We start from the raw sequence: 17,376 nt of genomic DNA on the forward strand, positions 1-17,376 counted from the left end.
CCGGTCATGACGAGCTGGTGATGAGGGTCGCCCGCCGTCCCGAGCCGGGCGACGGCGTCGGCCTGTCAGACGCCGCGCAGCGCGGTCGTGGTCTTGCCGGTGCGCTCGCGGAGCAGCACCCGCAGGGTGTGCGGATGCTCGTAGCCGACCTTGCGGGCGATGGTCTCCAGCGACTGGTCGGTCGTGCGCAGCAGGTGGGAGGCCTGCTCGACCCGCAGGTCCTGGACGAACCGGATCGGTGATACCCCCAGGGTCCGCTGGACCGACCGTTGCAGCGTCCGGTTGCTGACGCCGATCTCCCTGGCGGCGTCCGGGATCGTGAGGGGCTCGGCGAGACGCGCGCGGACCCAGCGCTCGAACGCGGCCACCGTGGGATCGCTCTGCGCGAGGGCGCTGGGGATCGTGTAGGCGGACTGGGACGGCCGCTCGTCGATCACCAGGTAACGGGCGATCAGATCGGCGAGTGCGGGGCTGCCCGACCGGACCACGTGGAGTGCGAGGTCGACGTGGCCGAAGGCCGCGCCCGCGGTCATGACACCGTCTTCGGCGACGACCATGCGGCTCTGGTCGAGCCGGACCCGGGGGTAGCGCCCACGGAAGACGGGCGAGAGCCACCAGCTCGTCGTGGCCCTCCTGCCGTCGAGCACCCCCGCCTCGGCGAGGAGAAAGGTGCCGGTGCAGGCCGAGGCGACGGCCGTGCCGCGGGCGCGGGTGTGCGCGATTCGCTGCCGGACGGGGGCGAGATCGTCGGCGGCGACGCGCTCCAGCAGGGCGTCCGGCCGTCGCTCGGCCAGCGCGGGCACGATGAGGAGATCCGCGGCGTCGGCGCGGTCCAGGGGTTCCGTCTCGACGAGATGCCCGGCGCCGGTGCGCACCTGCGGGCGGCAGCCGACGGTCGTCACGTTCCAGGCAGGCGCCCCGCCGACCTGGTCGCGCATCGCGTTGGCGCCGTCCAGGACGTCGAGGACCGCGGACAGCCCGGAGTCGAACACGCCGTCGTGGACGAGAACCGCGATCTCCATGTCGAAAACGCTATCATCCGTGGCGTTTCTGCCACTGATCTTGGAGAGGGCCCGGGCGTAGTTTCGAGGTGTGCCGGAGCACCGGCGACGTTCCTCCCGAGCCCCTGAGACTGAGGAGTCCCCCATGAAGATCGGTCTGCTCGCCCGTATCGAGGCCAAGCCCGAGTACGCCGACAAGGTCGAGGCGATGCTGCGCGACGCGGCGACGCTCGCCGAGCAGGAGCAGCACACCGTCACCTGGTACGCGTTCCGTCAGGACGCGACCACCTTCGGCGTCTTCGACACCTTCGCCGACGAGGCGGGCCGCCAGGCCCACCTCCAGGGCGCGATCGCCGCGGCGCTGATGGGCGCGGCCGAGACGATGCTCAGCGCACCCCCGGTGATCACCCCGGTGGATCTGCTGGGCGTCAAGGCCGCGCGGTGACCGAGGCCGCGAACTCGTCGGAGCTCCGGACGCGGACCCACACCTGGCAGCCGCCCCGGCCCTGGTCGGAGCTCGGCCCGTCGAGCGGCATGGAACTCCTGCAAGGGATCCTCAAGCAGGAGATCCCCGAGCCTCCGATCGCCGGCACGCTCGGCTTCCACCTGGTCGAGGTCGGCGAGGGCACGGCCGCGTTCGAGGGCGATCCCGGCGAGCACCTGCTGAACCCCATGGGGTCCGTGCACGGCGGCTTCGTCGCGACGCTGCTGGACTCCGCCCTGGGCAGCGCGATCGCCACACTGCTCCCCCAGGGCCGGGCGTACACCACGATGCAACTCAACGTGCACATGGTGCGGCCCGTCTTCGCCACCACACCGCGCCTGCGGTGCGAGGCGACCACGGTCCACCTCGGCCGCACGACGGCCACTGCCGAAGCCCGACTCCTGGGCACGACGGACGGCAGGCTGTACGCCCACGCGACGACGACCTGCGCAGTCTTCGCCACCGGCTAGAGCGGCCCTCTTTCCCACCGGAACCGGTGGCGGCGCGGCGGGGGCGGCGCATCCGGAAGCCGTCCCGCCGTGCCGTCGACAGGAGCCGTCTCGTCGCCGAGAGATTGCCGCGCCAAACCAGCTGCATCACCCTGGGGCGCGGGGGTCGACCCGCCCGTTGCGTTCGGCTCCCCGGCCCGCGTGGGATCCCGACGACCCCCGACCGACAGCCAGGAGCCGGACGATGGACGCCATCGACGCCGCTGCGCAGGCCGGGACGGAACAGGTCCGGCTGGCCGTCTACGCGCACTTCGCCCGCACCGGAGCGGCCCCGACACCGTCGGAGCCGGCAGCACGGACCGGCCTCGCGCCCACCGAGCTTCGCTCGGCCCTGGACGCTCTGCACGCACACCGTGACGTCGTGCTCGACGCGGCGGACGGCGACCGGATTCTGATGGCGCACCCGTTCGCCTCGGTTCCGCTCGGCTTCTCCGTCATGGGCGCCCGCACGCTCTGGTGGGGCGGCTGCGCCTGGGACTCCTTCGCCGTCCCCCATCTGCTCCGCGAGGAGTCGGACGTCCTGGTCGCCACCCGCTGCCCGGCCTGCGACACCCCGCACGCCTGGGTGGTCGGTCGGGACGCGCCTCCCGCGGGCGACCAGGTCGCCCACTTCCTGACCCCGGTCGAGCGGATCTGGGACGACGTCGTGCACGCCTGCACCCACCAACGTCTGTTCTGTTCCACCGACTGCGTGGACGCCTGGCTCACGGTCACCGGGCGTTCACGCGGTTACGTCCTGGACCTGGCCACACTGTGGAGGCTCGCGCGCGGCTGGTACGCCGGCCGTCTGGAGCCGGGCTACACCCGCCGCGACCCCTCCTCCGCCGCGGCGTACTTCGCCGAGGTGGGCCTGCACGGGCTGTTCTGGGGCCTGCCCGACTGAGCCCGCAGGCGGCCTGCCGGACCCGCGACGGAGCCAGGGGCCGACCTCACCCCGGACGGCATGCGCCGACGTCGTTTTGCCCCTGCCCGAAACCATCGACGCCCGAATCGGACGCCTGCACGCTGGGCCCACCGACAACCGGGGGGAGGTACGGCCATGAACAAGTGGGTCTGGATCTTCGGCTTCTAGCCACAAAGGGCCGGGCTGCTTCAGCAGCGAGGGATGCCGCCCGGCCCGACCACGCTCTCACCCTGCTGGGCACGTCGGGTGACGTTTCGTACGGCCGATCCAGATCCGCCCGCTCCACGTGCGGGCCCATGGAGCGCAGCGGGGGTTCACCGACGGGACCGCGGACAGGTCAGGTTCGAAGGCTACGAGCTGATGCCCGGGATGCTCGGATTCGCGGCACCGTTCGATCCTTGGGGCCCGACCGGAGTCACACGGTGAGCCCGATCAGGACGGCGACGGGCATCAGGATGATCACTCCGACGGGGAAGATCACGGGGTTCACCGTGATCGCCAGGCAGGTGATCGTGATGAAACCCGCGATCAGCAGCGGAGGGACGAGCTTCGGACCGAGGCGCTCGGATCCGGCCGACCGGAGCGCATCGGGGCGTCGGCCCACGTGTGCGAAGTGCGCGGAGAGGTGGAAGGGCATCGCGTTGCTCCCGTCCCGTGTCGTTCCAGTGTGCGCGCCTCCGTCGGTTCGGGCCGCCCCGAACGGGGTTCCCGGGCCGCGGCGGTGGCGGTGCGTGATCGGCGCACGCAGCGGGCCGGCGGTGACCCATGTGGCTCGCCCCGAGCGTTCAGGCAGGTCTGATGGTCTCCATGGTGAGCGCCGGGCCCCGGGGCTCCAAGAGTTCCTGCGTCGCGAGCGCGAGCAGCGGCGTCGGCGTCAACCCCCGTCTGTTCCGCCTCGGGCCACAGTGCCCTGAACGGGTGACCCTTCTGCGATGTGCGCCGGGGCCGCGACGACGCAGGCGCGGGAGCCGTTCGGGCGGCTCTGTGCGTCCACACGGGACACATGCATATGCCTGATAAGATATCGCCATGGATGCGCCGCAGACGATGATCTACCGGCACCTACGCGACCTGGCCGAGCACTTCGAACCACCGGCAGGCTTCTCCGGGCGGTTCGAGATCGCCGACGGCCAGGTCATCATGATGATGAGCCCCGCCAAGCGCCACGACCTCGCCGCGTTCCGCATCGCCCGGCAGCTGAACCGGCAGATCCCCGAGCCGCTCATCGCCTCCAACATCGGAGACGCCGAAAGCGAGACCCTGGGCTCCCTTCGCCGCCCTGACGTCCTCGTACTGCCAGAGTCGTCCCTCGACTCCGAGGGCGACCGCGTCGACCCCCGCGAGATCCTGCTCGCCGTCGAGGTCGTCTCCCGCTCCAACCCCGAGAACGACTACGAGGCCAAGACCCGCGACTACCCGGCCATGGGCATCGAGCACTACCTCATCGTCGACCCTCGCAACGGCACCTGCGTCCACCTCTGGAACCCCGCCGGGGAGGAGTACGCGAACCGCCTGCACTACACGTTCGGCGACAAGATCCCCATCGGCGAGTGGACTGTCGACACCTCTGAGCTGCCCCTCTACAGCCCGGAGGAACGATGACCCCGGGCGCGCTCGTCCGGGAGCGCCGCGAGGAACTGGGCTGGTCCCAAGCCCGGCTCGCGGCAGCCGCCGCAACCACACAAGCCGTCGTGTCCCGCATCGAACGAGGCGTCGCCAGCCCCACGGTGGACATGCTGCTGCGACTCGCGCAAGCCATGGACTCCGAACTGTCACTGCGGCTGATGCCTCGCTGAGCCGGCAGCGGAACAGCACGCTGCGGCGCATCAGGACCCACAGAACCACAGAGCCGGCTACAGCGACGCCGGCCGCAACGACGCCGATCCAGGGCATGTGCAGCACGATGCTCGCGTAGTCCACCTCGCCACAGGCCGAACCCAGGAGGGAGGCGATGGCGAGGAGCCACTGGCGTCGATGCAGGCGGAGCGCCGCCAGGCCTGTGCCGGGCACGGCGGAGAGAGCTATCCCGATGATCACGGCGGGATCCTGGACCCACCGACGCAGCTCTCATCCGGTCGGCCCCTCCGCCATGGATGCGCGGCCGGTGGGAGCGCGTCAAGGTGACTGCGCACTTCAGATGCAAGCGGAGCGCCCGACCTTCCGGGTGGGGGCACACCCGCGGTGGACGGATCCCCTCCTGCGGCGACGTCGCGTTGCGGCACTGCACGGCCACCGGCAACCTGTTCGAGAATCCCCCAGTCGTCGGCCACATCACCGATCGAGCCTCGATGAGCACGGGATGCACGGAGGTAGCAGTGAAGGCGATCATCGCGACTGATCAGGCGGCAGAAGCAGCCGGGATCAAGCTGGCGGAGCGGCCTGCGCCGACGCCGGCGATCAACGACGTCGTCGTCGAAGTCCATGCGTCGGGCTTTGTCCCTGCAGAGTGGGAGTGGCCCTCGACGTGGGTCGATCGCTCCGGTCATGATCGAACCCAGCCGGTGATCGGCCACGAGTTCGCCGGAGTGGTCACCTCTCTCGGCTACGGGACGACGGGACTCTCGCTGGGCCAGCGGGTCTTCGGGATCACGGACTGGCACCGCGACGGAACCCTGGCCGAACACGCGGCCGTGGAGGCACGCAACCTTGCGCCGTTGCCGGGGAACGTCGACTTCGCGGTGGGCGCGAGCCTGCCGATCTCCGGCCTGACCGCATGGCAAGGCCTGTTCCAGCACGGTCGGCTTCAGGCGGGGCAGACCGTTCTCGCACACGGCGCCGCCGGCGCGGTCGGATCTGTGGTGACGCAACTCGCCCGGGAGTTCGGCGCCTACGTCATCGGAACCGGGCGGGCGGCGGACCGCCAGGCGGCGCTCGACTTCGGCGCGAACGAGTTCCTCGACCTCGACGCCGAGGACCTGGAAGGCATCGGCGGGGTCGACCTGGTCTTCGATGTCATCGGTGGGGACGTCCAGAGGCGTTCGGCGCGCATCATCCGGTCCGGCGGGACGCTGGTGTCGGTGGTCGGGCCTGCCGAGGCTCGCCCTGCCGACGGTCTCTCGGTCGACTTCGTCGTCGAGTCCGTCCCGAGCCAGCTGGTGGGGATCGTCGACCGGGTGCGGGACGGGCGCCTTCGCACGCACATCGGCACCGTCGCGACCCTGGACGACGCCGTCCCTGCGCTGAACCCGACCGAGCGGCGCAAGGGCAAGACCGTCATTCGCGTGCGTCCTTGAGTTTCGCGGACCACGGTCCGTTACAGCCTGATCCAGGGCGAGTCACCGCCGGCGTCGGGCCGCTCGTTCCGGATGCCGGCGGCGCCTCGGCCGCCTACGGTGGCCCTGTGACCGCGGTGGAAGCCGATTCGATGCGCCTGTTCGTCGCTCTTGTGCCGCCTCCGGAGGCGGTCTCCGAACTCCGCGCCGCCGTCGACATGGTGCGTGTCCGCCATCCCGGGCTGCGCTGGACCGCGCCCGACTCCTGGCACGTCACGCTCGCCTTCCTCGGCACGGTCGATGCGGCCACGCGGACCTGTCTGGAGGACCGTCTTGCCCGCGTCGCCTCCCGCCATCCGCCCCCGGTACTCGCGCTGGCAGGCGGGGGCCGGTTCGGCGACAGCACCCTCTGGGTCGGCCTGGCCGGAGACCGTCGGGAGCTCTCCGCGCTGGCGAACGGGGTGCGGCGGGCGGCGGGCAAGTGCCGCATCCCGGTCGAGGACCGGCCCTGGCACGGCCACGTGACACTGGCCCGTGCGGGCAGGCGCGGCCGCGGACACGGGAGCGGGGCGGAAAGCGCGCTCGCGGGACCGAGCGCCGAGCTGGCGGCCCACCGCGGTACGGCGTGGACCGCAGAGCAGATGCACCTGGTCCGCAGCGTCATCGGCGAGGGGCCACCGCACTACCACGACGTCGCGGCATGGACCTTGGCGGGCAGGCCCGCCGCCCGACTCCCGAAGCATTGACCCTTGGGGGCTTGGGTTCACGCCCCGTCGTCCCGACCCGGACGCTCATCCGGAGTCGCGGGTCGGTTCGGGCGGGATGCCGACGTCGGCCATGCTCTCCTCGGCCGGCGCCCTGCGCCGTGGTCACGAACCGCAGCAGCCGCCGGACCGCTCGACCGCGTCGACGACGAGGCCGACGCCGAGCTGGACCGGCTGCGGCGCGGGTGCGCAGCACCCGCCGGCCGCGCCCACCTGGTTGGCGGCGGGCTCGTCGAAGAGTCCGGCTCCGCCGCACACCCCCGACTCCGGCAGGGTCAGCTCGACGCGATCGGCGGCGTCGAGGTCGCCGGCAATGGCTGCGACGACGGACCGGACCTGCTCGTAACCGGTGAGGGCCAGGAACGTCGGGGCACGGCCGTAGGACTTCATGCCGACCAGGTACACGCCCTGCTCGGGGTGGGACAGTTCGCGGTGGCCGTGCGGGTAGACGGTGCCGCAGGAGTGCTGGTTGGGGTCGATCAGCGGGGCGAGCTCGGCCGGGGCCTGAAGGCGCTCGTCCAGGCGGAGCCGCAGTTCGTCGAGGTAGGCCAGGTCGGGGCGGAAGCCGGTGAGGACGATGACCTCGTCGACCGGGTCGAGGCGGCGTCCGTCCTCGGCGACCAGGACCAGGCGGCCGTCCGCGTCCCTCTCGATGGCTTCGGTGCGGAAGCCGGTGACGGCGTCGGCGTGGCCGCCGTCCACGGCGGCCTTGGCCGCGAGTCCGAGGGCTCCACGGGCGGGGAGCTGGTCGGCACTTCCGCCGCCGAAGGTGGAGCCGCTGATGCCGCGACGCAGGATCCAGGTCGAGTGGGAGCCGGCGCCGTCGTCGGTCCTGGCGAGGTCGGCGAGGTACGCGAGGGCGGTGAAGGCGGAGGCGCCGGTGCCGATGACCGCGGTGTGCCTGCCTGCGTAGCGGGCGCGCACCTGGGCGTCGGTCAGGTCGGGGACCCGGTAGGCGATGCGGTCGGCGGCGGCGTGCTCACCGAGTGCCGGGAGGCCGTTGCCGCCTGCCGGGCCGGGCGTGCTCCAGGTGCCCGAGGCGTCGACGACGGCGCGGGCGCGGAAACGCTCCTCGTGGCCGTCGGCGTGGCGGATCTGGACCGTGAAGGGCTGAGTTTCACGGTCGGCGTCGACGATGCGGTCCCTTCCGGTCCGGGAGACCCCGGTGACCCGGGCGCCGTAGCGGACGCGGTCGCCGAGGACGTCGGCCAGGGGCTGGAGGTAGCGCTCGGCCCAGTCTCCACCCGTCGGGTAGCTCGTGGGCTCTGGCCTCTCCCAACCTGTGGGGGCGAGCAGCTTCTCCGCGGCGGGGTCGGTCAGTTCGCTCCAGGAGGAAAACAGCCGCACGTGCGCCCACTCCCGTACCGCCGCTCCGGCGCGCGGGCCGGCCTCCAGGACGAGCGGATCGAGGCCGCGGTCGTGAAGGTGGGCGGCGGCTGCGAGGCCCGCCGGTCCCGCGCCGATGACGACGACCGGCAGAGCGGCTGAGGTGCTGGTGCTCATGGTGGGGTTCCTTCTCGCTGGGCGGGCCGACAGATGCGGGGCGGGGATCAGCAGCAGGCCGAGCCGGCCGCCTGGGCTTCCTGCTTGGCGGCGGGTGCGCAACAGGCCTGTGCCTCGGTGGCGTCGTGTGCGCTACCGCAGCACGGCGCCGAGCCGGCCTGCCGCTCCGCCCCATGCGGCGGTGCGGCGGTGGCGGAGCAGCAGGCGGTGGGGGTGGTGGTGTCGCTCATGGGAGCCTCCCAAGTTGATTCGACACTTGTCGATGCAGCAAGGATTGCTCGCCGGATCGACGTGTGTCAATATTGACGTATGTCGAATCTGAGCGCGCCGCAGCTGCCGGTCCTGCAGGACGAGGTTGCGGCACCGTGCTGCCCTCCGCTGACGGAGCGCCCGCTGTCGGCCGAGGAGGCCGAGCGCAGCGCCGTGATGTTCAAGGCGCTGGGCGACCCGGTGCGACTGCGACTCTTCTCGCTGATCGCCTCGCACGAGGCCGGCGAAGCGTGCGTGTGCGACATCTCCGACGTCGGCGTCTCCCAGCCGACCGTCTCGCACCACCTGAAGAAGCTGAGGGAGGCCGGACTGCTCACCTCCGAGCGGCGCGCCACCTGGGTCTACTACAAGGTCGCCCCCGACGTGGTGGCCTCCATGTCGGCCCTGCTGAACCTGCGCCCCTGACAGCGCCGGCCCATCGCCAGGACCTGCGCACGCCGGGCGTCGCTCACTCCCTGCGGTCCCCGCGGCTCGTGCCGAAGACCAGGGCCACCAGGGCCAGACCCACGACGCCGCCGACGAGTTCCATGCCGATGAAGCCGGGCAGGCTGGACGGCTTGATCCCGGCAAAGGTGTCGGTGAAAGCGCGGCCGATGGCCACGGCCGGGTTCGCGAACGAGGTGGAAGAGGTGAACCAGTACGCCGCGCCGATGTAGGAGGCGACGGCGACCGCCGCGAAACGCAGCTGGTCCTTCTTGGCCAGGCCGAAGATCAGGAAGACCAGTCCGGCGGTGGCGACGACCTCGCCGAGCAGCAGGTGGCCGGCCGAGCGGTCGTGCGTGGACCACTGCACCAACGGCTTGCCGAACATCGCGTCCGCGAGGACCGCCCCGGCGACGGCTCCCGCGATCTGCGCGGGCACGTAGGCGGCGATGTCCCTGGCGCCGAGACCGCGGGGGTCGCGGCGGCCGGTCCACCAGTCGGCGAGGGTGACGACCGGGTTGAAGTGCGCGCCGGAGACCGGACCGAGAAGGAGGATCAGAATGCCCAGTCCGAAGACCGTGGCCAGGGAGTTGGCGAGCAGTTCCAGGCCGACGTCCGGGGTCAGCTCGGTGGCCTGAATACCGGAGCCGACCACGACCGCGACCAGGAGCGCGGTGCCGATCAGCTCGGCAGCGGCCCGCTGGTACAGCGGCTGCCGGTGCGCGACCGCGGGCCCAGGGGGCAGGGCGGGATCAGGCATGTCCATGGCTCCGGCGTCCAGGGCCGCGGCGGCGTCGATGCTGGTCACTAGCAGGCTCTCTTGGAGTTGGCCGCGTCGTTGACGCGGGCGAGGGACGCGAGGGCGGCGAGCTCGCGCGCGAGGCCGTCGAGCACCTCGGGTCGCAGCCGGTAGTAGGTGAACCGGCCGCACGGCTCGGTCTCCACGATCCCGGCGTCGCGCAGCACCTTCAGATGGTTGGAGAGGTTGGTCTGCCGCGCGCCCGTCTCCTCGACCAGGTGCGTGGTGCACAGCGTCTCGCGCGCGAGCAGGGAGACGATCTGCATGCGCAGCGGGTCGGCGAGCACCCGGATCAGATCAGTGTCGACTGACGTCAGCATGCACTGATAATCTCACATCGGCCAGGGCACATCAGCCGAGGCTGAAACCAGCCCGGCGGGTCGCCGCGCCCGCCACCGCCCAGTGGAGCCCCGATGTCTGCCACCGCCCCCGTCGCGTCCGTCCTGTTCGTGTGTGTCCACAACGCCGGCCGCTCCCAGATGGCCGCGGGCTTCCTGCGGCACCTCGCGGGCAATCGCGTCGAGGTCCGCTCCGCGGGCTCCGTCCCCGGCGACCAGGTCAACCCCGCGGCCGTCGCCGCCATGGCCGAGGTCGGCATCGACATCTCCGACCAGAAGCCCAAGGTGCTCACCACCGACGCCGTCCAGGCGTCCGACTACTGCATCACCATGGGCTGCGGCGACGCCTGCCCGATCTTCCCCGGCAAGACGTACCTCGACTGGCAGCTCGACGACCCGGCGGGCCAGGGCGTCGAGGCGGTCCGCCCGATCCGCGACGAGATCAGGACACTCGTCGAGAGCCTGATCGCCGAGATCGACGCCGAAGCCGGCCGGTCGTCGCGCGGGTAGAACTCACACATCCACTCAGGCGCCCGGGGAAGCAGCACCAGCAGGGCGGCAAGGAACGGCCTTCACCATCGGGCGCAGTCGGGGTGGAGCGGGTGTCCGCACCGGCAGTCGAGCCGCGTGCGAGGGGTGTCGTCCTCACGGAGCGACGCCCCACCACACCGCCCACGGGACGAAGCCGACTGTGGCCAGTCCGACCGGGGCCAGGCGCAGCCACAGCGCCCAGCACGGCTTCGGCCGGCGGCATAGGAGCGAGGCGACCGAGACGACGGCGGAGACCACCGCAGCGATCGCGAGCCCCTGCACCAGCAGCCACAAGGCGGGTTGGCCCCACACGACGGGCGTGGCCGCGCCCTCGCCCGCCACGAAGACAGCAGTCGAACACGCCACCGTTGCCATGACGGCCAGCAGGCCGAGACCGGCCACCCACCGCACCGGGCGCAGGACCGGGCCGCGGCGCGGGACGGCCGTCACCGGGTAGACGGCAAAGCCGAGCAGCAGCACCGGGGCAAGCCAGACGCACCAGGCGTTTGCGGGTATGGGGGTGCTGGCGAACGCCTGTTGGGGTGCGGATGCGGACGTCGACGCCGGTGGGTGGCCGTCGGCGACGGCCAGCACCCAAGCGGTCATGGTCTGGGCGTAGTCGGGGGCCAGTACCCCCAGAATCCTGCCCTGGAAGAGCGAGCCCCCGATCCGGTCGAAGCCGTCCCGCGTTCGGTGTCCGGCGATCTTGTCGGGGTGGATGAGGACCACGACTCCGACGAGATCGAGAGCCAACTGATTTTCGGTCAGAACGAAGGCCCATTGATGTGATGGTGTGCGACATGCCGCTTTCGGCGTAATTGGCGCTGGTTGGGCCGTTTGGCCGTCACGCTGTGCCTGTTGATCACGGTCCGGGTCCCCGCAGGAACCTCGAAGAGTAGACACAGGCCCCGCGTGCTGCATCGCCCCATGACCTACCGCGGCTTCTTCCAAGGAGAGTGCGTGTCCTCCGATCATTGGGGCGCAAGGCCCGCTACTGCTCCTGCGCACGTACCGGCCCGCCCGCTGGACCCTCTGCGCCTTCTGCGCGCGGCTCCGCACCGGGTGACGCGGGCAGCGTTCCGGGCGGCCTGCGTCTCGCTGCTGCTGTACGCGGCTGTGCGCCACGTGGTGGCGGTCTCGATGGTCGACATGGTGGTCTACCGGGCCGAAGGGGCGGCGGTGCTGCACGGCTCGGACCTGTACTCGTTCCACGTGACGCATTGGGGCCTGCCCGCCACCTATCCGCCCTTCGCGGCCATCGCGTTCGGCCCCGCCGCCCTGGTGGACGTCCCCGTGCTGCGGGTGCTGGTCACCGGCGGGAATCTGGTGCTGCTGGGGGTGGTGGCCTGGCAGTCCTGCGAGCTGGCCGACTGGCCGCGCCGCCCGATGCGGCCGGCCGCCGTCATGGTCGCCACGGGCTTCGGCGTATGGCTCGAGCCCGTCTTCACGACGCTGTCCTACGGCCAGATCAATCTTGCTCTCGCGGCCCTTGTCCTCAGTGACCTGAACCGACGTCGAGGAGGCCGGCGCTGGCGAGGAGCTGCGATCGGGGTTGCCGCCGGACTGAAGATCACCCCCGGCTTCTTCGTCCTGTACCTGCTGGTCACGGGCCAGTGGCGCGCGGCCCGCAACGCGGCCCTGACCTGCGTGGGCACCGTGGGCATCGGCGGGCTGCTGCTTCCCCGGGCGTCGTGGGACTACTGGACGAGCTACCTGTGGCAGACAAGCCGGGTCGGTCATGAATACATCGTCGACAACCAGTCCCTTCGCGGGATGCTGGACCGTGCGCTGCACACCGTCGACGCCGATCCGTGGGCGCTGGGCGCCAGTGTGATCGTGGCCGCGGGCGGCCTGGTGCTGGCCAGGACACTTCACCGCGCGGACGGGCTTCCGCGCTCCCGGGCCTGGGCGGCGATGTGCTGCGCGGTGACCATGGTGCTGGTGTCGCCGATCAGCTGGACCCACCACTGGATCTGGTGCGTCCCCTTGATCGTCCTGCTGGCCGCCGAGGCCGCACACGAACGCCGGGCCGGCCTCACACGGCGGTGGCGCGCGACAGCCGTCGCTGCCGTCGTGGGCTTCTGCTCCTTCTCCATGTGGCTGGTCCCCCACAAGGGGCTCACCAATCTGAAGATCCCCACAGCCCTGCAGCCCGCAAGCTCGCTGTATCCGCTCATGGGCCTGGCGTTCCTGGCTCTCGCGGCACTGCAGGCCCGCTGCGACCGCCGGCAGACCGCGAGCCGCGCCCCCGTGCCGAGGCAACGCCAAGAGCAGCAGGCCGCCGCCCTGAACTGACGTCAGCCTTCCCTCAGCGCAGCGACATCCATGAAGTCCGGCCAGGAGAGAACGAAGTGGTGACCGCCCAGGAATTCGATGTGTTCTACACCGTGTCGTCTCCCCGGCTGGTCGGCCAGTTGTACGTCATGACCGGTGACTGGCCCAAGGCACGGGACGCGGTCCACAAGGCGTTCATCCGAGCCTGGAGCCGCCGGGACTTCGATCTGGCCGGCACCCCGGAGGCCTGGGTCCTGGCGACCGCCTGGCGACTCGCGGTCCCGAGCCGGCGCGAACCGTCGCCCCGAACCTGGACCACCAGGGCACGCTCCCGCCTGACGGGCGGACACGCCGCACTGAACCACGCCACGCCGGGCGACCAACGAAACGGCGGGACGACGCCGTCAGGACGATCACGGACGCCTGCGGGGCCGAGGCAGAACCTGGGGGTTCGGCTGCGCTCGCTGACTACCGCGCTGCCCGACGGAGGCACTCTGCTCAGCGCCGAGGACATCCGCCACCGTGGCACCCGCCGACGCCGACGGGCAGACGCCGTGGTGCTGCTGGCTGCCGGCGTGGTCGGCTCAGCAAGCCTGTTGTACGGGGCAGCCCTGCCAGGTGGGGCGGCCGCCCCGACTCCGACCGTCCCCAACACCCACACGGCCCCACCGCCCGCTGCCGGAGACCGCTGACGCGTCGTCGCTCCGGTCCAAACACAGGGGCGCGGGCCCCTGGCCGCATCTCGTCAGCGAGACGACCTCGGGACCCGCTCCCACCACTGTCGACACGGCACCCAGGCGGACTTCGGACACTCCACCAGGACTGACTGGGAAGCAGCTGCGACGGCGACCGCGAACAGCATGCCGTGACAATCCCGCCGACCACGACCCACCCGCGCACCGCCCGGACGTCGGGGCCGCGCCGGGCGGCCTGCGGGGCGACGTGGTGGAGGATCACGATCCGCTGCGGCTGCCGGCCGCCGGCCGCCGTAAGTGGTTGTTCGGCTGCGAGGCGGACATCCACGCCGGCCGGCCGAAGGGGATGTCGGGTGTGGGCCGCGGGTTGCCGGGCATGATGGTTGGATCCCCTCCGACGAGGGGACAGGATTGGCCGCAGCCCCGCCTGCGCTACGGGCGGCTCGGTCCCGAGTGGGTACGGCCGGGGGGCGAAGGTGTGGAAAGACGTGTTCCTGTTCGCCTGGGCGCTGCTGTTCACCACCCTCGGCTACGGGATCTACGCGGACTGCCGAGGGCTCGCCAGCAAGAACCTCGAGGCACACCGTCGCTTTTGGGGCCGCTTCTCGCGAGGGACGATGGCTGACTACCGCCGCAGCGGGATCGCCATCATGGTCGTGGGGGTGCTCTCCTGCGTCCTGGTGGCGTGGGACGCGATCCACCAGTAGTCCGGCAGCTCACCGACCGCGCAGCAGCGGCACCAGCCACCCTGGGCACGTGCTGGCTCCTGACCGGCTACGACCCGGTGCATCGCCGGGGCCACCCGCCGTGACACCTCTCCGCCCGAGCAGATCGCCACGCGGTTCGCGGACGCTGCGCACCCAGGTGCCAGGCCCGGAGCGGGCTGCGGCTCGACCCGCCGGGGCTGTCGCTACCCTCCTCGCGGCCGGACCGGCCCACTCTCGTAGCCGAAGATCACCGCTTCCCTACGCGCGCGAGGGAGAACGCACCCACAAGGCATCACATTGTGGCACCACGTGGTGCCACATGGCCTCAAACAGACGCCATCACCAAGCACCCAACGGCATGCCTCACTGCGGTCCACCAGCCCGACATGGCCGATAGAACCACCCATGAGCTGCCAATTCGCGGCACTGAGCCAGAGCGACTTGCAGTGGTGCCATATTGGTGCCATCTTGGAGACATGGAACTCACCCAGTACGTCGAAAACCTCCGCCGTGAGCTGACCACTGCGGCCGAGGTCGGCGGCGAGGACGCGCGCGCGCTCGCCGCCCGCCTCCTCCCCTCGCTCGACGCCGCGGTGCGACTCACCCTGCTCGACGCGCTCTCCGCCGCCGCCGACGAGATCTCCTCCGAGCTCGCACCCGGCTCCGTCGACGTCCGGCTGCGGGGCGGCGCGGCAGCCTTCGTCGTGACGCCGCCCGCACCGGCTGCCCCAGCCGCCGCAGACACCGCCACCGGCCCGGTCGAGGTGCGGCTGCCGTTCGCCGAGGGCGACGACGCCGCCATGGTGCGGATCAACCTGCGGCTGCCCGCCAATCTCAAGGCCCTGATCGAGGACGCGGCCGCCGGCGGCGGGCTGTCCGTCAACGCCTGGATCGTCCGGGCAGCCGCCGCGGCGCTGACGGGCGAAGGCCGACGCGCCACCCGGCCCGCCTCCGTGCAGAAGCCCGAGCGGGTCGTCGGCGAGAGCTACAGCGGCTGGGCCCGCTGATCCCCGCACGACGGCAGATTCCCTCCCGACCCGGCGCCCAGCAGCGAGCCCACCGGCCAGAACCATTCTCAGCAAAGGACCTTGAGATGTCCGTATCGAACTTCGACACCCCGTTGCCGATCGCCGTCACACTCGACCTCTACGTCGCCGACGTCCGCTTCGCCGTCTCCGAGCGCACCGACACGATCGTCGAGGTGTGGCCCAGCGACGCGAACAAGGCCGCCGACATCAAGCCGCCGACAACACCCGCGTCGAGTACGACGCCGGCACCCGGACGCTGAGCATCGTCTCCAGGAAGCCCATCAACCGGTTCGTCAACTTCAGCAGCCGGCGCCCCGAGTCGATCGACGTCGTCATCCAGCTGCCCACCGACTCCGACGTGCGCGGCGAGGCCGGGATCGGGGACTTCCAGGCCGACGGCGTGCTCGGCACGGTCCATCTCAAGACCGACCTGGGAACCGTCCGACTGGCCGAGACCGGGCCGCTGACCCTGCGCGGTGGCGTCGGAGCGATCACCGTCGAGGGCGTCAACGGCTCCGCCAAGGTGCTCAGCGGCTCGAGCGACATCCGGATCGGCGCCGTGGACGGCAGCGCGGAGGTCTCCGCCGGCAACGGGAAGCTGCGTGTCGGCCTCGTGACCGGTCCCGCGAACCTCAAGGCAGCAAACGGCTCGGTGCATGTCGACCGGGCACTCGCCGACATCACCGCCGTCAACTCCAACGGCGAGGTGGTCATCGGGGAGGTCGTGCGCGGCAAGGTCAACGCCACGTCCAAGAACGGCGGAGTCGAGATCGGTGTCCGCGAGGGCAGCGCCGCGTGGCTGGAGCTGAGCACCCAGGTCGGCCACGTCTACAACGAGCTCGCCTCCACGGATGCCCCCGAGGCCGACGACCCCGTCGACAAGGTCGAGGTCCACGCGAGCACCAAACTCGGCGACGTCACCATCCGCCGCGCCCCGCGCCTGGAGGAGGCGTGACCAGCGCAGCGGCCTCGCCGAGCGCCGGCCCGGCCACCGCCGCGCCCTCCGGCCTCCCCGCCGTCACCGCCCGCGGTCTGCGTAAGTCCTTCGGCGGCAGGACGGTGCTCGACGGCATCGATCTGACCGTCCCGCAGGGCACGATCCTGGCCCTCCTCGGCCCCAACGGGGCCGGCAAGACCACCGCAGTCCACCTCCTCACCACCTACCTCCGCCCCGACGCCGGCGAAATCCGCATCTCCGGTCACGACCCGGCCCAGGACCCGCAGGCGGTCCGCCGCTCGATCGGCGTCACCGGCCAGTTCTCCGCCGTCGACGGGTACCTCACCGGCCGAGAGAACCTCATGCTGATGGCCGATCTGCACCTGCTCCCCAAGCCCTTCGGCCGCCGCAGGACGGAGGAGCTGCTGGAACGGTTCGAACTGACCGAGGCCGGGGGGAAGCCGGCGTCGACCTACTCGGGCGGCATGAAGCGCAAGCTCGACCTGGCGATGACCCTGGTCGGCAACCCGGAGGTGATCTTCCTCGACGAGCCGACCACGGGCCTGGACCCCCGCAGCCGCCGCACCATGTGGGACATCATCCGCGGGCTGGTCGCCGAGGGGACGACCATCCTGCTGACGACCCAGTACCTGGACGAGGCCGACCAGCTCGCGCACCGGGTCGCGGTGCTGGACGGCGGCCGCATCGTCGCGGAGGGCACGCCCGCCGAGCTCAAGGCGCGCATACCCGGCGGGCACATCGAGCTGACCTTCGCCGGCCGCGCCCAACTGGAGGCCGCCGCCCGGGTGCTCACGCCGACCGGCCTCGACGAGGACGCGCTGACGCTCCAGCTCCCCGGGAACGGGCGGGTCAGCACCCTGAAGGCGCTGCTGCGGCAGTTGGAGGACGCCGCGGTCGACGTCGACTCCCTCACCGTGCACACCCCCGATCTCGACGATGTCTTCTTCGCCCTCACCGGCAGAAAGGGAGCCTGACG

At 71.4% G+C, this 17,376-nt stretch carries 23 protein-coding genes; 16 read left to right on the top strand and 7 right to left on the bottom strand.

Annotated elements, in window-relative coordinates:
* Positions 1 to 65: 65 nt before the first annotated feature.
* Positions 66 to 1,022 (bottom strand): GlxA family transcriptional regulator, encoded by a 957-nt coding sequence (locus BS83_RS26620; RefSeq protein WP_037606047.1) that lies wholly within the window; start codon positions 1,020 to 1,022, stop codon positions 66 to 68.
* A gap of 124 nt (positions 1,023 to 1,146) precedes the next feature.
* Here BS83_RS26620 and BS83_RS26625 point away from each other — a divergent pair, with 124 nt between their 5' ends.
* The 3 genes from BS83_RS26625 to merB all read left to right on the top strand — a co-directional run bounded on the left by BS83_RS26625 (position 1,147) and on the right by merB (position 2,877).
* Complete coding sequence (locus BS83_RS26625; RefSeq protein ID WP_037606048.1) at positions 1,147 to 1,446, top strand: putative quinol monooxygenase; 300 nt, start codon at positions 1,147 to 1,149, stop codon at positions 1,444 to 1,446.
* Entirely contained in the window at positions 1,443 to 1,955 is a 513-nt protein-coding gene (locus BS83_RS26630) for a PaaI family thioesterase (protein WP_037606049.1), read from the top strand. The genes BS83_RS26625 and BS83_RS26630 overlap by 4 nt, the downstream gene beginning before the upstream one ends.
* 223 nt (positions 1,956 to 2,178) lie before the next feature.
* Positions 2,179 to 2,877 (top strand): organomercurial lyase, encoded by a 699-nt coding sequence (gene merB / locus BS83_RS26635; protein WP_037606050.1) that lies wholly within the window; start codon positions 2,179 to 2,181, stop codon positions 2,875 to 2,877.
* Between the two features lie 436 nt (positions 2,878 to 3,313).
* Here merB and BS83_RS26640 read toward each other — a convergent pair whose 3' ends face one another.
* Positions 3,314 to 3,535: a hypothetical protein gene (locus tag BS83_RS26640; RefSeq protein ID WP_037606051.1), complete on the bottom strand. Its 222-nt coding sequence runs from the start codon at positions 3,533 to 3,535 to the stop codon at positions 3,314 to 3,316.
* Positions 3,536 to 3,927: 392 nt separating this feature from the next.
* Here BS83_RS26640 and BS83_RS26645 point away from each other — a divergent pair, with 392 nt between their 5' ends.
* From BS83_RS26645 to thpR, 4 genes are all read left to right on the top strand, one after another.
* Complete coding sequence (locus tag BS83_RS26645) at positions 3,928 to 4,500, top strand: Uma2 family endonuclease (protein ID WP_051944011.1); 573 nt, start codon at positions 3,928 to 3,930, stop codon at positions 4,498 to 4,500.
* Positions 4,497 to 4,694: a helix-turn-helix domain-containing protein gene (locus BS83_RS26650; RefSeq protein ID WP_051944013.1), complete on the top strand. Its 198-nt coding sequence runs from the start codon at positions 4,497 to 4,499 to the stop codon at positions 4,692 to 4,694. Before BS83_RS26645 ends, BS83_RS26650 begins: the two co-directional genes overlap by 4 nt.
* Before the next feature lie 519 nt (positions 4,695 to 5,213).
* The gene (locus BS83_RS26655) at positions 5,214 to 6,131 is read left to right on the top strand and encodes an NADP-dependent oxidoreductase (RefSeq protein ID WP_037606053.1); all 918 of its coding nucleotides are present in this window, start codon (positions 5,214 to 5,216) and stop codon (positions 6,129 to 6,131) included.
* Between the two features lie 107 nt (positions 6,132 to 6,238).
* Entirely contained in the window at positions 6,239 to 6,856 is a 618-nt protein-coding gene (gene thpR, locus BS83_RS26660) for an RNA 2',3'-cyclic phosphodiesterase (protein ID WP_084714105.1), read from the top strand.
* Between the two features lie 123 nt (positions 6,857 to 6,979).
* On the opposite strand, the gene BS83_RS26665 is transcribed toward thpR, so the two are convergent.
* Positions 6,980 to 8,377, bottom strand: a complete 1,398-nt coding sequence (locus BS83_RS26665) for an FAD-dependent oxidoreductase (protein WP_037606054.1) — start codon at positions 8,375 to 8,377, stop codon at positions 6,980 to 6,982.
* Positions 8,378 to 8,424: 47 nt separating this feature from the next.
* Entirely contained in the window at positions 8,425 to 8,607 is a 183-nt protein-coding gene (locus BS83_RS45720) for a hypothetical protein (RefSeq protein ID WP_157597324.1), read from the bottom strand.
* A 79-nt stretch (positions 8,608 to 8,686) separates the two neighbouring features.
* On the opposite strand from BS83_RS45720, the gene BS83_RS26670 reads away from it, so the two are divergent.
* Positions 8,687 to 9,052 (top strand): ArsR/SmtB family transcription factor, encoded by a 366-nt coding sequence (locus BS83_RS26670; protein ID WP_037606055.1) that lies wholly within the window; start codon positions 8,687 to 8,689, stop codon positions 9,050 to 9,052.
* 43 nt (positions 9,053 to 9,095) lie between these two features.
* Here the strand turns inward: BS83_RS26670 and BS83_RS26675 are convergent, their stop codons facing one another.
* Together BS83_RS26675 and BS83_RS26680 are read right to left on the bottom strand one after the other, a co-directional pair.
* Positions 9,096 to 9,836, bottom strand: coding sequence for an aquaporin (locus BS83_RS26675; protein WP_157597571.1), 741 nt, complete (start codon positions 9,834 to 9,836; stop codon positions 9,096 to 9,098).
* Between the two features lie 41 nt (positions 9,837 to 9,877).
* A complete protein-coding gene (locus BS83_RS26680) occupies positions 9,878 to 10,189 on the bottom strand; it encodes an ArsR/SmtB family transcription factor (protein WP_037606057.1) in 312 nt (103 codons plus the stop codon).
* Positions 10,190 to 10,282: 93 nt separating this feature from the next.
* Between BS83_RS26680 and BS83_RS26685 the strand changes: the two genes are divergently transcribed.
* On the top strand, positions 10,283 to 10,717 hold the full coding sequence (locus BS83_RS26685) for an arsenate reductase ArsC (RefSeq protein WP_037606058.1): 435 nt from the start codon (positions 10,283 to 10,285) through the stop codon (positions 10,715 to 10,717).
* A 135-nt stretch (positions 10,718 to 10,852) separates the two neighbouring features.
* Here the strand turns inward: BS83_RS26685 and BS83_RS26690 are convergent, their stop codons facing one another.
* A complete protein-coding gene (locus BS83_RS26690; protein ID WP_232248496.1) occupies positions 10,853 to 11,491 on the bottom strand; it encodes a hypothetical protein in 639 nt (212 codons plus the stop codon).
* Between the two features lie 207 nt (positions 11,492 to 11,698).
* Between BS83_RS26690 and BS83_RS26695 the strand changes: the two genes are divergently transcribed.
* From BS83_RS26695 to BS83_RS26720, 7 genes are all read left to right on the top strand, one after another.
* On the top strand, positions 11,699 to 13,033 hold the full coding sequence (locus tag BS83_RS26695) for a glycosyltransferase 87 family protein (RefSeq protein WP_198035305.1): 1,335 nt from the start codon (positions 11,699 to 11,701) through the stop codon (positions 13,031 to 13,033).
* A gap of 59 nt (positions 13,034 to 13,092) precedes the next feature.
* A complete protein-coding gene (locus tag BS83_RS42200; protein ID WP_232248497.1) occupies positions 13,093 to 13,704 on the top strand; it encodes a sigma factor in 612 nt (203 codons plus the stop codon).
* Between the two features lie 491 nt (positions 13,705 to 14,195).
* Positions 14,196 to 14,414 carry a hypothetical protein gene (locus tag BS83_RS26705; protein ID WP_037606060.1) on the top strand — a complete coding sequence of 73 codons (219 nt, stop codon included), beginning with the start codon at positions 14,196 to 14,198 and terminating at the stop codon, positions 14,412 to 14,414.
* 476 nt (positions 14,415 to 14,890) lie between these two features.
* The gene (locus BS83_RS26710) at positions 14,891 to 15,421 is read left to right on the top strand and encodes a histidine kinase (RefSeq protein WP_037606061.1); all 531 of its coding nucleotides are present in this window, start codon (positions 14,891 to 14,893) and stop codon (positions 15,419 to 15,421) included.
* Between the two features lie 86 nt (positions 15,422 to 15,507).
* Positions 15,508 to 15,702, top strand: coding sequence for a hypothetical protein (locus BS83_RS46675; RefSeq protein ID WP_198035306.1), 195 nt, complete (start codon positions 15,508 to 15,510; stop codon positions 15,700 to 15,702).
* Positions 15,618 to 16,397, top strand: coding sequence for a DUF4097 family beta strand repeat-containing protein (locus BS83_RS26715; RefSeq protein WP_051944021.1), 780 nt, complete (start codon positions 15,618 to 15,620; stop codon positions 16,395 to 16,397). The genes BS83_RS46675 and BS83_RS26715 overlap by 85 nt, the downstream gene beginning before the upstream one ends.
* The gene (locus BS83_RS26720; protein WP_084714107.1) at positions 16,394 to 17,374 is read left to right on the top strand and encodes an ABC transporter ATP-binding protein; all 981 of its coding nucleotides are present in this window, start codon (positions 16,394 to 16,396) and stop codon (positions 17,372 to 17,374) included. The genes BS83_RS26715 and BS83_RS26720 overlap by 4 nt, the downstream gene beginning before the upstream one ends.
* The last annotated feature ends 2 nt before the right edge of the window (positions 17,375 to 17,376 follow it).

Source organism: Streptacidiphilus rugosus AM-16 (assembly GCF_000744655.1).
Lineage (GTDB): Bacteria > Actinomycetota > Actinomycetes > Streptomycetales > Streptomycetaceae > Streptacidiphilus > Streptacidiphilus rugosus.

Bases quoted from the DNA above. Each gene is read 5' to 3' on its own strand.
- BS83_RS45720 (WP_157597324.1), bottom strand. From the start codon at position 8,607: ATGAGCGACACCACCACCCCCACCGCCTGCTGCTCCGCCACCGCCGCA.
- BS83_RS46675 (WP_198035306.1), top strand. From the start codon at position 15,508: ATGTCCGTATCGAACTTCGACACCCCGTTGCCGATCGCCGTCACACTC.
- BS83_RS26650 (WP_051944013.1), top strand. From the start codon at position 4,497: ATGACCCCGGGCGCGCTCGTCCGGGAGCGCCGCGAGGAACTGGGCTGG.
- merB (WP_037606050.1), top strand. From the start codon at position 2,179: ATGGACGCCATCGACGCCGCTGCGCAGGCCGGGACGGAACAGGTCCGG.
- BS83_RS26670 (WP_037606055.1), top strand. From the start codon at position 8,687: ATGTCGAATCTGAGCGCGCCGCAGCTGCCGGTCCTGCAGGACGAGGTT.
- BS83_RS26620 (WP_037606047.1), bottom strand. From the start codon at position 1,022: ATGGAGATCGCGGTTCTCGTCCACGACGGCGTGTTCGACTCCGGGCTG.
- BS83_RS26640 (WP_037606051.1), bottom strand. From the start codon at position 3,535: ATGCCCTTCCACCTCTCCGCGCACTTCGCACACGTGGGCCGACGCCCC.
- BS83_RS26710 (WP_037606061.1), top strand. From the start codon at position 14,891: ATGGAACTCACCCAGTACGTCGAAAACCTCCGCCGTGAGCTGACCACT.
- BS83_RS26625 (WP_037606048.1), top strand. From the start codon at position 1,147: ATGAAGATCGGTCTGCTCGCCCGTATCGAGGCCAAGCCCGAGTACGCC.
- BS83_RS26645 (WP_051944011.1), top strand. From the start codon at position 3,928: ATGGATGCGCCGCAGACGATGATCTACCGGCACCTACGCGACCTGGCC.
- BS83_RS26685 (WP_037606058.1), top strand. From the start codon at position 10,283: ATGTCTGCCACCGCCCCCGTCGCGTCCGTCCTGTTCGTGTGTGTCCAC.
- BS83_RS26680 (WP_037606057.1), bottom strand. From the start codon at position 10,189: ATGCTGACGTCAGTCGACACTGATCTGATCCGGGTGCTCGCCGACCCG.
- BS83_RS26675 (WP_157597571.1), bottom strand. From the start codon at position 9,836: ATGGACATGCCTGATCCCGCCCTGCCCCCTGGGCCCGCGGTCGCGCAC.
- BS83_RS26665 (WP_037606054.1), bottom strand. From the start codon at position 8,377: ATGAGCACCAGCACCTCAGCCGCTCTGCCGGTCGTCGTCATCGGCGCG.